Source organism: Levilactobacillus yiduensis (genome assembly GCF_024718525.1).
GTDB classification, from domain to species: Bacteria; Bacillota; Bacilli; order Lactobacillales; family Lactobacillaceae; genus Levilactobacillus; species Levilactobacillus yiduensis.
This window is the reverse complement of record NZ_JAMXAZ010000011.1, coordinates 1-12,253: the sequence shown is the minus strand read 5'-3', so window position 1 is coordinate 12,253 and position 12,253 is coordinate 1. Positions and strand designations below refer to the sequence as shown.

Here is a 12,253-nt window from a genome sequence, read left to right as displayed (position 1 = left end):
AAAATGGCTGGTGTCCCGGGAATGGGGGGCGTCAAACGTTTAACGTGGTGGGCGACGATCAAAATGAGGATTGACGCGCACTGATGGACCCCGTATAATAGCTAGAAACAACCAAATAGTCCTTTTAACTTAGTCCCGTGAGGCTAATAAAGGTCCGGTAGTCACTTAAATTTAATGTGTGCTAGCGGCCTGACTCCTTACGGGATCCGGCCGCTTTTTTCATGGGCCGGCGGTTGCAAAGAAAGCATTGGAGGAGTTTTTTCATGGCACAAATTTACGTAGCAAGTCCATTTTTCAGTCCCGAACAGGTCGACCGGGTCAAACGCCTGGAAGCCGCTTTAGAAGCCAATCCCACGGTCAAGGATTTCTATTCACCCCGGCTGCATCAAGACGCCGCCAATGAACAGTTTACCAAGCCTTGGGCCACGGAGATCTTCCATCGTGACATGGACCAAATCGCGGCCGCAGACGTCATCGTCACGGTCATTGATTTCGAGGCGAAGAACTTGGATTCGGGGACGGCGTACGAATTGGGCGTTGCCACGATGAGCAACAAGCCAATCTTGGCACTGCAGGAAAAGGACGAGGCGGTCAACCTGATGATCACCGAAAGCATGCACTGGTACACCAAGCACGTCGATGACTTCAAGACGTACGACTTCAACACCCTGGACAAGGGCGAGTTTGTCGGCGAAATCTTGTAGAAATTTGGGTTACCAGGTCTGCCTCCAGCTACCGGGGGTTCCGCCTGCTATGGGGAACGATTCCAGCCAAAGAGCGGGCTTTCATCTCGCTTCAAAGCCTCGCAAAATGCGCGAGTCTCTGAAGTCGTCCCACGCAGTAACCTGGCTAAGAACGCCAGCTAACTGCGTCGACACAGCTGGCTGCGCCCCTGGTAGCTTCCGGCGGGTTAGACAATTTTCAAGATTAGTGTGTGTCTACTGGAGCCAAGATATTGCTGTTTACTTATTGTGACACGCCAATGTAGCCGTGAGTTCGCTAACTATGAGACTGGAACGCTGTGGGCAGACGGGTCGAGCCGTAGAGCGGTCTCGACACCTCGCTTTGAGCCGAAGGACGCGTCTCAAAGACGCCAGCTCCCTAACCGGTAAAGAGCACCGCTAAGGGAACTCCCACGGCTGAGCTCATAGTTGACGGACTTTCGGCTACGGTAGTGCTGGTCAACAATCGTTGCTTCACTGCAATTAGCGGTGTAGCAGGGTGATGACCGTTTGAATAAGTACTATCAGACTGCCGGAGGAGGCCAGGGATGGAGCTGGCTGTGTCGACGGTGTTGGCTGAGGTTCTTTCTCAGCCTACAGCGTGGGGCGACTTGGGAGACTGGCGGGCTTTGACAGGCTTCCAAGCGAACCGGAAGCCCGCCTTTCAGGCTGCAGGTGGTCCCCATAGCAGGCGGAATCCCTGGCAGCCGGAGGCAACTGGTAAAGAAAACAAAGTGAATAAAAGAAAGGTGAGGAACCGTGGCACAAGAGGTTAAAACAGCCGCAACAACGCAGACGCCGAAGACATTTGGGCGTGTTGAATCTATCCCCATGGCACATCGGCGGATGTCCAACTGGGATTTATTTGCGACTTGGATTGGCGCTAACGCCAATAACGGAACGTGGTACATCGGTGGGGTCATCGCGGCCTGTGGCTTTGTCACAGCGTCGACGACCTTGGTGATTGTCGGCCTGATTTCCTATGCATTGCTGGCGGTGGCTAGTTACATGGGGTATCGCACCGGCGTACCAGCCATGGCGCTCACTCGCGCTTCATTTGGCTTACGAGGGAGCTTCATTCCTTCCGCGATTAATGTGATTCAATTTATTGGTTGGGCGGCCGTCAATACGTTTATTGCCGCCACGTCGATCAGCTACATCTTTGGCGAACTGTTTGGTTGGCCGTTATATGGCAAGCCGGGCGGGACGTTTGGTCTGATCGTCGGCATTTTGATTATGAGTGTCCTGCATTTATTGAGTATCTCGCTAGGAGAAAAATCCGTTCGTTTAATTGAACGGATTGGCATTATCTTAGTGGTCATTTTCGTGCTTTGGGAATCGGTCGTGGTCTTCCAAACGGTCTCCTTCCACGACATCATCGCCTGGCATGCGCCCGCTAACTTGCGGATGTCTTCCGGTGTAGCAGCTGACACGCTGGCCGCGTTCAACTTAGCCTGGGTCACCGCGGCGTCGGACTTCAGTCGGTTCACGGCCAAAAAGTCGGCCGCAACCACCGCGTCATTTCTCGGCGCTAACTTCGGGCTGTTCTGGTTCGCCTTTATCGGCCTGTTTGCTACGATTGGTACGGCGGTTTCGCTGAACCATTTCGACCCGAATAACTCGGACCCCAGCACGGTCGCCGCTAAATTGGGGCTGGGCGTGATTGCCTTACTGGTGATCGTTCTGACCAGCACCACGGCCAACGCAGTCAACTTGATGTCGGCGGGCTCGGCGCTGACGAATTTGACCCACCGCTTGTCACTCAACGTCAGCCTGTGGATCGTCACGATTGCGGCGACGTTGGTGACGTTCATTCCCGTCTACCTGGCCAGTTTCCTGGATGTCTTTGAAACGTTCCTGGACGGTATTGGGATGTTCTTGGGGCCGGAAATTGCGGTTTTCCTGGTCGATTACTTCTTCCTCAAGGGCAAGCAATATCGGTTGGCGGAATTGACCAAGGTACGTGGCGCTTACTGGTACAGTCATGGCGTCAACTGGGTGGCCGTAGCCAGCTGGGTGCTCGGCGTAGTCACGTATTGGGGCCTGAAGCAGGTCACGGTGGTCGCCACTACGATTGGCGCCACCTTCATTGCCATGGCGATTACCGCTGTTATTTACTGGGTGGGCATGCGGATCACGCGCAATGCCGCAGTGCCCGCTACCAAATAAGTTGACCAGATGGGCAGTTGGTTGGTGGTGAAAGGCCAATTGCACTCATAAAAGCCAAAATTAAAAGCTCTCCCGTCAGTCCTTTGCTGGCGAGGGAGCTTTTGGTCTACAATGGCTGGCGTGGGCAACTGGCTTTCGCAATTGAACAGTTTTTTTCAGAAAAAACGTTACTTTTCGCAAAGTCGTTCGTTACATAGGTGTTAGGGGAGGAGGTCAGCATGCGACTACAGCAATACGAAAGCTTGATCGCGCAACTCGCGGGGGAGCTCCAGCGTTATTTGGTGAGCCGAGGAGCACAGCCGGAAGTGGCTGAAGATATTGTCCAAGATGTTTTCGTGAAACTATTGGAAATGGAATTGATTTTACCGCCGGATAAATTGCGTCCCTACATGTACCGAGTGGCGTGGTCGACTTATCTGGACCATTACCGGCGGGTCCAACGTTATCAAGATTTAGTGCGCAAATACTTAACCCCTCAGCTGAAGGAACCGCCCGTAGCGACGCCACCAGATATTACCCAGGCGCTAACCCGGTTATCGGCTAAGAATCGGCAGTTGTTGATCTTACGCTATGATCAGGCATTGTCGATCGAGCAGATTTCAGAAAAGTTGCGCATTAAGCCGGCAGCCGTCAAGATGCGGCTGTACCGATTACGTAAGAAGTTAAAGCACATTTTGAGGAGTGAAGCACATGAATGAAGCGCAGAAATTTCGTCGACTGGCCCTACGTGTCAAAGTTGTCCGGTGGCTGGTAACGGTGGTCATTGTCATCGTGGTTGTTTTGGTAGGGGCCATTGGCGGTTACGGGTGGACCCAACATCAGGCGGCTAAGGAATCTGATGAATTGACACAATATATGAGCGGCCTCTCGACCGTGATGTCACCCAATATTGAGACCAGTGATCAGTACTTGGCCGACACCAATTTCATGGGCGGTAAGGTCACCAGTCACCGCTATAAGGACATTGAAGGCTATCGCGAATCGTGGTCGCCACTAGTGGAACCTTACTCGTGGAGCTGGTTGGGGACGCAATCGGCGACCATGACTCTGAACGCTACTGACACCACGGACACGGGGGCTTATGATCGACTCACTCAACACAAGGTACCGTTGTTTTACAATCCACGGGTCAAACACCCGGACGTCAGGCGAGTAACGGATGTGACGAAGGTAGCGGCGACTAAGGGCGCGGTGGCCGAAGTGGCGTTGACGTTTAAACATCCACTGACCTATGCTCAGATTCAACGGCGGCTGCCCCGTAAGCTCCACGCTGTCTGGTACTGGATCGGTACGGGGGCTAAGGCGGATCCAACCATGATGGACAACACCTTTATGGGCGTTCAGGCCAACTCCAAAGGACACCTGCAACAAGGCAAATACACCCATCCGTATCGCGACTTTCGCCAAGCGGCAAAGCAATTGCAAAAAATGACATGGGACGCGCAATACGATGGCTTCAGCCCTGCCAAGTACTTGAAAAGTTACGTGACCCGCTACCCGACACAGAAAACCGCGAAGTTTGCGGGCGTTATCGTCACTGGTAACAGTGAGAACTTTCAGCCGCTGACGCAGGCCGATTGGCTCTATGCCAGTTCTGCCGGCTTCTTCCAGGCACGTACCGCGATTAAATGAGATTAGCAGCTGCTGCCAAATGTGGTCTGGAATGCTGTAGACGGATGAGACAAGCGGAACAGATGGTAACGCCTTGCTTTGAGCCGAAGACCGCGTCTCGAAGACGCCAGCTTCCAAGCAGGTCACTTGAAAACTCCCACGGCTGAGTCTAAATTCAGCTCACTCTCGGCTACGTGGTAGGTTACCCACTAGTGTGGATGAGCGTTGCCAGTCCAGCGACTTTCCTGCTAACTTTGTGGGTAATCTCTGACAGCCGCAGGTGGCGGGGTGGACTAATTTAGTGTTCACAATCCTTGTCAGTTGAGTATTATCAGGTATTTTTGTACTTGCAACCTTTACCTGTTAAGCAAACTTCCACGACTGAGCCCATATTTGGTAAACTCTCAATCACGACATTATTCATTGTTAAGCTTGGTGTTGGGTCTTTCGCACTTTACAATGAAGCGAGGGATTACGACTCATTATGTGAAAAAATACTAGCAGACTGCCGGAGGAGGCCAGGGGTGTAGCCAGCTGTGTCGACGGTGTTGGCTGAGGTTCTTTCTCAGCCTATAGCGTGGGGCGACTTGGGAGACTGGCGGCCTTTGCCAGGCTTCCAAGCGAGGTGGAAGCCCATGCTTGGGCTGGAGCCGTCCCCCATAGCAGGCGGAACCCCTGGCAGCCGTAGGCAACTGGTTTATACAATCTAAAAAGCTTCCCAACATCTCACTGAGAGATGGCGGGAAGCTTTTGGTGTTACTTGAGCCAGTTGCGGATGGACGGCCAGCTTTCGTGGTTGACAATAAGCCGGGGCGTCTCGTTGAGATTTGTCTCAGCGGTTACGATTCCCGAATCCAACGTTGCGACCCAGTCCAAGTCTTGTTGGGCCAGGAAGTTGTTGATCTGGGCATTGCCACCGCCGTAGGGATAGGCGAAGGACGTGGCGGTAACGCCGGTGTGATCCTTTAATTCCTGCGCGGATTTGGCAAAGTCACGTTGGAATTTGCCGTAATAGTGTGGTTGCAGGAAAACCGGTTGCATTTTTGCTGTTAAATGGTGCAAGTTGTGGGTGTGTAGTCCCAGGGTCATCAGGTGACCAGCCTCATCTTGGGCGGCCTTGATTTCCCGCCACGTAGCCATTTGGCTTCCTTCACGGTACATCCCAGTGTTACCGGTAATGATGAAGGTCGTGAAGGGGAAGTTGTAGTGGCGCATCACGGGGATGGCGTTGTCGATGACGCTACGGTCGATATCGTCAAAGGTGAGAACCACGTATTTCCCCTTGATTGGCCGGTGGGACTGTACCATCCGAGCCATGGTCGTGGCCGAGATGACGTTGACGTGATGTTTCTTTAGATAGGCCATTTGGGCCGCAAACTCGTCAGCCGGCACGTTGAATTCGTGGAGCTGGGAGTTGTTCGAAAGGGTCTGCGCGATTTGCGTGGACGCAGAATGCTTGAGCACCCGGTGGTAACAGAAGACCATGATGCCGTTCTTCATTTTCCGATAACGGGCGGGCAGGGCGTAGCTTTCTTCGGTCTGATGTTGCTTGGTGGCCTGATGTTGGTAGGTCCAGCCGAGACTGAAGACCAACGTTAAGACCAGTACCAGCAACAAGCCTTGGCGCGTGTGACGCTTCATGCGTGATCCTCCTTTGTCAGTCGGGTCCAGCGCCAGCCGCAGTAGACCGGCACAATCAACAACAGCACACCAATCAACAACAAGATGGCGTTATTGGCGTGAGGCTGCAAATTCAGTAGCAAGTACAGACTGACCAGGCCATCACTGTACCACCCCAGACTGAAACTGATGTTGGCAAAGACGACCAGGGCGATGAACAGCCACAGGGCAATCAAAACGACGGCCCGTAAGATACGGCTAGTTCGGCTAGTTTGATGACGCACGATTGGATCAAAATTTGGATTCTTCACGGTTATAACCCCCGATCTGGACTCCGCCAAGTCCCTTTACGTTGCGGACTAACGAAGTAAGAAGCGATAGCGGACAAGCAGCTGACCAAGTTGACCATCCAGTAGTACAGGACGTAAACCGGGACCAACAGTAATTCTGGTCCCGCCAGTCTGGCTGTCATTTGCGAGGACACGAAGCCCACCGTAAACTGAATGGCGCTGAGGCACAACAGGATGACCAAGAGGTTGCCGTCTAAGGACAAGCCGTGCAGGTACCACAACTTGATCGTGTACGCCAGAATGCTGAGCGCCGTGGAAATGGCCCAGAGGTTACTGATGACCGTTTCCAGCAGTAAGAAACGTTGGCCCCACGGATTGCGATAAAAGCCGCGCCAGTTGGTGACTAAGACTTCCAGACCGCCGCGTGACCAACGTTGACGTTGCTTGATCAGGCCACGCAGGCGTTCGGGAACCAGAATCCAGCAAATGGCCCGGGGTTCGTAGGCGACGCGCCAATGATGCCGGTACATGCGCCAGGTGATGTCGATATCTTCGGTCATCACGGCGGGATTCCACCCACCGACCTGTTCCAAGGCTTCACGGCGAAAGGCCACGATGACGCCGGAAACAGTCGTGATGGAACCCGTCAAATAGGCTTGGGCCTTCTTGATCAGGTCGATTACGCCAATGTATTCCAGCAGTTGGAGTCGACCCAACAGGTTGGAACGGTTGCGGACGACGGGTTTCCCCGTGACGGCGCCGAAGTCCGGTTGAGACGTCAAGGTCGTGACCAATTGGGTGACCGCATCGGGTGCCAACAAACTATCGGCGTCGATGCCGACAATGTAGTCGCCCTTGGCGGCTTTGAGCCCCTGATTCAACGCGTTGGCCTTCCCCTGGTTTGTCGGTAACGCCACGATGGTCATCGAAATAGTGGACCAGGTGGCTTGCAAGTGTTTCATGATGGCCAGCGTATCATCCGTACTGCAGTCATCGATTAGGACCAGCTCATATCGTTCATACTTTAAACTGGCTAAAGACCGGACTGCCGCCTCAAGCGTGTCCGCCTCATTGTGGGCAGGGACCAAGATCGACACAAATGGTTGTGTCTGCGCATCAAGGAGGGTCCGCGGTTGTCGGCGCCGATAGAGACTCGAAAACAGACAGCCCGTGATCCAAATGATGGACACAAAAATTGGATACCCGACCACAAAGGCGGTATTGAGATTGTTAAACCACATAACTTTGTATTCTCCCCCAGAATTTCCTTAACATTATTAATTAGCGGCTATCAGCATACCACAGCCGGGCAAAGAATGGAAAGCCTAAAATGAAAAATGACGAAATCGTAATCTTTAATAATATTATTAATGAAAGCATCATTTACTTGAGCGGCCTGTAGCGCTGGTTGCCAGTGGCCGTGGTAAAATATAGTAGAAAGTAAAACTGAAAGGGTGATCGAAATGATGCAACAGATGCCAATCCTACCCTTGGTCCAACGGCTAACGGAAGGCGAAAGTGTGACGTTGTCGACGGATAAGGGTGAAGACGTTCGGGTATCGCCAGAGGTCGTTGACGGCCAATTAACGGGCAACTTTGTCAGCACCACTCTACCGGGCGTTCGCTACGACGATCCCCGGATTATCTTGAAGGAAACACTAGCAAAATTTGATGAGCAGGGTGTCACCATTACCAGTATTGATTAGTTGATTCCCCCTGATTGCCCCTGAACCGGCGACAACCGCCATGGCTCGGGGGCTTTCGGTATACTCAGGGGATGGCAGGGGGAGAGAGCAGTGAAAATTGATTTTGCGATGCTAACGGACAAGGACCTCTTGAAGATCCAGCTGTTAACGTACATTCGTGATCAGGCCGGGGAATTTAGCCTCACGGATTTCGCAACCATGGCGGACGTGAGCTATTCACGGGCCTATCACGTCTTATTGAATTTACGCAGTGATCTGTTGGCACTCGACCAGCAGACCGTTTTAACGAAAGACTTATTGACGACGCGCGTGTCGATGGACGACTACCGCCACTGGCTGTATCGGCAGAGCGTGCCGTACTTGGCCATGTGGGCGACGTTGACGGGGGACTATCGGCAAACCAGCGAGTTCTGTGCGGACCATGACATTAGCTTGTCGACCTTTAACCGGCGGATGCGGCCGATGAAACGCGAACTGGCACAGTACAATTTACAGCTGTCGGCAAGTCCGTTGGCGCTGGTGGGCAACGAAACCTTGATTCAGTTGCTCTACTTCATGTTGTTCACCACTACGCTAACGCCGGTGACGGAATTACCCGCGGTACCTGACCAGTTGCAGGCCTTACACCGGCAATTGCTGCAGACTTACACGCAGTCTGGCTTGTATCAAGATGCGGTGAGCCTCCAGCAACGCCGTGACGTGATGATCACGTTGGCGCTGTTGCGGTTGGCACAGGGACACCGCTACCCAGTGTTGCGACTGCCATTGGCCCATTTGACGGACTTACGAGAGCTCGCAGGGCAATTTCAAACGTGCCTGGGCGACTCCCCGCAGCAGGCCCTGACGGAATTGGCGACACTGGATTATTTACTGACCAGTTCGCCGTACTTTGTGCGGGCCTTGCAGCCCAAGGCGATGGCGCGGCTGTACCGCGGCTTACGACACCGCAATGGGCGCTACCAGTTGGCCCCTGGTGTGGCTGAATTGGCCGACTTTGCGCAGGGGGATGACTGGTTTGCCAACTGGTTATTTTCCCTATGTCAATTCATGTTGTTATTCAGGGTCGATCCGCTTTTACGTCCAGAAATTACGGCGTTGTACCAGCCGACGCCGTCCTCGTCAGCGGCAGCGTTAGTGATGGCCGAAAATATGGGCCTGCTCTATCCGCAACAGGTCGGCAAGATGGACCTGCGGATGGTGCAGAAATACCTGAGCAAATACACGAACGGTCTGACACTGACCGCGGCCAAAGTCGAGATTCTGGTGACCTACGACATGATTGGAGTCACCACGGATATCTTCAACCGGCTGCTGAGTGGCGTCGTGCATTTGAGTCTATTGACGGACCAAACGACGATCGACCCGCAGCATCGCGATAACTACATCGTGGTGTATGGCGTCGATCCACGGGCGGAAGCCTATGCCCGGCGCGAAAAGCTCGAGGCCTTTCATTGGGTCAAGGAGTTGCCATACGGCGAGAACCTGGACCGACTGATTCGGAAGCTGCGGCACCACGAGTTGTCGTTGTTCGCCCTAGACTTCAACAATCACAGCCATCCAGAGGAGACAGACTAGGCGACGTGGTGCTGGTCCGCTAAAATTAGCGAAACCAGGAGCCTACGTCAGCCAGGGTTCCGCCTGCTCTGGGGAACACCTCCAGCCTGAGGAGCGGTCTTCCGGTTCGCTTGAAAGCCTGGCAAAACCGGCCAGTCTTTCAAGGCGTCCCACGCTGTAGGCTGAGAAAAGACCTCAGCCAACACCGTCGACACAGCTGGCTACACCCTGGCTGCCTCCGGCAAGTTGGTATCTATCAGCAACGCCGTATTAGTTAGGAACCAGTTGATAGGTTAATTGTTTCCGAGGGGTTAAGCCAATTATTGTTGGCAAGCACTTTTGACAGACGGTAGGCGGCCAGCCGCCACTACGAAACTGTAAACGACTAATCTTAACGCCATGAGGTGCTAGTCAATTTGCACTTTTCAACCTTTGGTGTGTGGCCTATTAGATAATTAAGTTAAGCGGTATTAGCGAGTCGGGGGCGTTTCCCTGGACTCGTTTTCGTGTCGCTGGGGAAGATAGCTGGGCCAGCTGATATTTTGGCCAAAACGGGTGGCAAGTGCGGTAGAATAAGAATTAATGAACAACGGGAGGTGGCGTTATGACGCCAGCAGCATTTAGTACCGGGCGTGTACAGGTGAATAAAACGATCGCAGAATTGCGACGGATGGGCAAGGCGGCCCGGACTCAGGTGCCTTTCGAGGCGCTGGGGAGTTACACCCCAACGAATCGGGACAGCAATCAGATGATGGACCGGATTCGGCAGTTGTTGATTCCAGAGCTGTTGCCAGAACGGACGCAACGGATGGGGGCGTCGGCCTTTGCCTTTTTCCGGGGAACAGCAGAACTGATGGAAGCCGATTTGAGTGCCCAGCCGGATTCGACGATTGCCACGTTTATTTGTGGCGACGCACACATTGGGAATTTTGGCTTTTATGCATCGCCAGAACGGCGGCTGTTATTTGACCTCAACGATTTTGACGAAGCGGGCATCAATCCCTGGGAATGGGACTTGAAACGGCTGATGGTCAGCGTGTTACTGGCGGCTCAGGCCAACGACTTCAAGGAAAAGAAGATCAAACAACTCCTGCCACTGGTGGCGGCGACGTATCGCAAGAGTATCAAGCGCATGTTTGAGCAGACCACGCTCAACCGCTTTTACCCGATGAACGAAGTCGAGAAGTTAGTCAAGGCCAGCGCGTTGGATGAGGATAGCTCTAAGCTGTTGACGTCCATTGTGGGGCGGGCCAATAAGCGGGATTCGGAGCAGGTCGTGCGGAAGTTCACGACGCTCGATGTGCGCGGCAACCTGTGTTTCCGGGAAAATGCGCCGCGGACGACGCACGTGGATGACGATGTCACCAGCCACATCGCGGCCTACTTTGCGGCTTATCGGCAAACCCTGCGGCCCGACGTGAACCTGTTGCTGTCGCAGTATCACATCACGGATGTCGTCCGGCACAGCGTGGGCGTCGGTAGCTTTGGCTCGCGCTGCTACCTGGTGTTGTTGACCAGTATCGACGGCTCACATCTGGTCTTGCAGGTCAAGGAAGCCTTGCCGACTCGGCGTCAGGGTAGTCAACAGGCCACACACATCACGGTCGCCCTGGAAAAGACGGAAGGCCAACGTATTGTTGACTGTCAGAAAATTTTGCAGTCGGCCTCGGACCCGTTTCTGGGTTATTTTGCCGGCGCTGAACAGAGCTTTTACGTCCGCCAGTTCCGTGATATGAAGGAATCCATCGACTTGACGCAGTTGGACTGGGACCAATTTCAAACGTACGCCAACACCTGCGCCTGGACGCTGGCCATCGCCCATTGTCAAAGTCCAACGGCGGCCATGATTCGGGGCTACCTCGGCAATGGCAAACAGTTCGATGACGCCATGGCGGCTTTCGCTTGGGCGTATGCGGACCAGGTCCAACACGATTATCAGTCATTTGTTGATTACCGTCTATCTTAGCGGTGTGCCACAGAAATGTGGTTCGTGGTACAATGTAAGCGGATACATTTTGATGGGAGTGAGGACCGGATGCCAGAGCAGGAACAGTTACAGAAGTTGACCCAGATCTATACGTTGGTGACGCAGTGCTACAATCAGCCTTTGCCGGAGCTGGCCATTAATTTGCCGCAATGCCAGTTGATGAGCTACGTCGCGGCGGAGCAAATGACGGTCGCGCAGGTGGCCCACAAGCTGAACTTTTCCGCAACGCGCACGTCCAATCTCGTCGTCGACCTCTGTAAGCGCGGGTACCTCAAGCAGCAGGTGGCTGACCACGACAGACGCCGCCGCTATTTGGGGTTAACGCAGGTGGGGACTGAAAAAATGGCGTTGATCCAGCAGCAGCTACCAACGATTTTGCAAGAAACGCTGCGCACGTTGCGGGATGAGAGCTAAGTGTACATAGACGATGCCAAACGCGAGCGAAAAGCAGTATGCTGCTAACCAGTTTGGACATAGCATAAAAGCGAGTCTGGGAGATGTTCTCCAAGGCTCGCTTTTTTTCTACCATTAGTCAAGTACTAATCCCGGTTTAATCCCGTTTCTTTTATGTGTCATTGGGGCTATCGGGTAAGA

Annotated in this window: 11 protein-coding genes; 8 read left to right on the top strand and 3 right to left on the bottom strand. The window is 53.5% G+C overall.

The features are described from left to right. Positions 1-263: 263 nt before the first annotated feature. The 4 genes from NGM66_RS07810 to NGM66_RS07795 all read left to right on the top strand — a co-directional run bounded on the left by NGM66_RS07810 (position 264) and on the right by NGM66_RS07795 (position 4,523). Positions 264-704: a nucleoside 2-deoxyribosyltransferase gene (locus NGM66_RS07810; RefSeq protein ID WP_258115527.1), complete on the top strand. Its 441-nt coding sequence runs from the start codon at positions 264-266 to the stop codon at positions 702-704. Between the two features lie 777 nt (positions 705-1,481). Beyond that, complete coding sequence (locus NGM66_RS07805; RefSeq protein WP_258115526.1) at positions 1,482-2,891, top strand: cytosine permease; 1,410 nt, start codon at positions 1,482-1,484, stop codon at positions 2,889-2,891. Positions 2,892-3,109: 218 nt separating this feature from the next. Beyond that, positions 3,110-3,589 (top strand): RNA polymerase sigma factor, encoded by a 480-nt coding sequence (locus tag NGM66_RS07800; protein WP_208907668.1) that lies wholly within the window; start codon positions 3,110-3,112, stop codon positions 3,587-3,589. Beyond that, the gene (locus tag NGM66_RS07795; RefSeq protein ID WP_208907669.1) at positions 3,582-4,523 is read left to right on the top strand and encodes an anti sigma factor C-terminal domain-containing protein; all 942 of its coding nucleotides are present in this window, start codon (positions 3,582-3,584) and stop codon (positions 4,521-4,523) included. The genes NGM66_RS07800 and NGM66_RS07795 overlap by 8 nt, the downstream gene beginning before the upstream one ends. Positions 4,524-5,258: 735 nt before the next feature. On the opposite strand, the gene NGM66_RS07790 is transcribed toward NGM66_RS07795, so the two are convergent. Genes NGM66_RS07790 through NGM66_RS07780 form a run of 3 tightly spaced genes read right to left on the bottom strand, consistent with a single transcriptional unit; the run spans position 5,259 to position 7,653 of the window. Further along, a complete protein-coding gene (locus tag NGM66_RS07790) occupies positions 5,259-6,143 on the bottom strand; it encodes a polysaccharide deacetylase family protein (RefSeq protein ID WP_208907670.1) in 885 nt (294 codons plus the stop codon). Next, the gene (locus NGM66_RS07785) at positions 6,140-6,433 is read right to left on the bottom strand and encodes a hypothetical protein (RefSeq protein ID WP_208907671.1); all 294 of its coding nucleotides are present in this window, start codon (positions 6,431-6,433) and stop codon (positions 6,140-6,142) included. The genes NGM66_RS07790 and NGM66_RS07785 overlap by 4 nt, the downstream gene beginning before the upstream one ends. Positions 6,434-6,435: 2 nt before the next feature. Further along, positions 6,436-7,653 (bottom strand): glycosyltransferase family 2 protein, encoded by a 1,218-nt coding sequence (locus NGM66_RS07780; RefSeq protein WP_208907672.1) that lies wholly within the window; start codon positions 7,651-7,653, stop codon positions 6,436-6,438. A gap of 222 nt (positions 7,654-7,875) precedes the next feature. Between NGM66_RS07780 and NGM66_RS07775 the strand changes: the two genes are divergently transcribed. The 4 genes from NGM66_RS07775 to NGM66_RS07760 all read left to right on the top strand — a co-directional run bounded on the left by NGM66_RS07775 (position 7,876) and on the right by NGM66_RS07760 (position 12,073). Then, positions 7,876-8,118, top strand: a complete 243-nt coding sequence (locus tag NGM66_RS07775) for a hypothetical protein (RefSeq protein ID WP_208907673.1) — start codon at positions 7,876-7,878, stop codon at positions 8,116-8,118. 90 nt (positions 8,119-8,208) lie between these two features. Beyond that, positions 8,209-9,693: a helix-turn-helix domain-containing protein gene (locus tag NGM66_RS07770; RefSeq protein WP_208907674.1), complete on the top strand. Its 1,485-nt coding sequence runs from the start codon at positions 8,209-8,211 to the stop codon at positions 9,691-9,693. A gap of 583 nt (positions 9,694-10,276) precedes the next feature. Continuing rightward, the gene (locus NGM66_RS07765) at positions 10,277-11,638 is read left to right on the top strand and encodes a DUF2252 domain-containing protein (protein ID WP_208907675.1); all 1,362 of its coding nucleotides are present in this window, start codon (positions 10,277-10,279) and stop codon (positions 11,636-11,638) included. A gap of 69 nt (positions 11,639-11,707) precedes the next feature. Continuing rightward, a complete protein-coding gene (locus tag NGM66_RS07760) occupies positions 11,708-12,073 on the top strand; it encodes a MarR family winged helix-turn-helix transcriptional regulator (RefSeq protein WP_208907676.1) in 366 nt (121 codons plus the stop codon). The last annotated feature ends 180 nt before the right edge of the window (positions 12,074-12,253 follow it).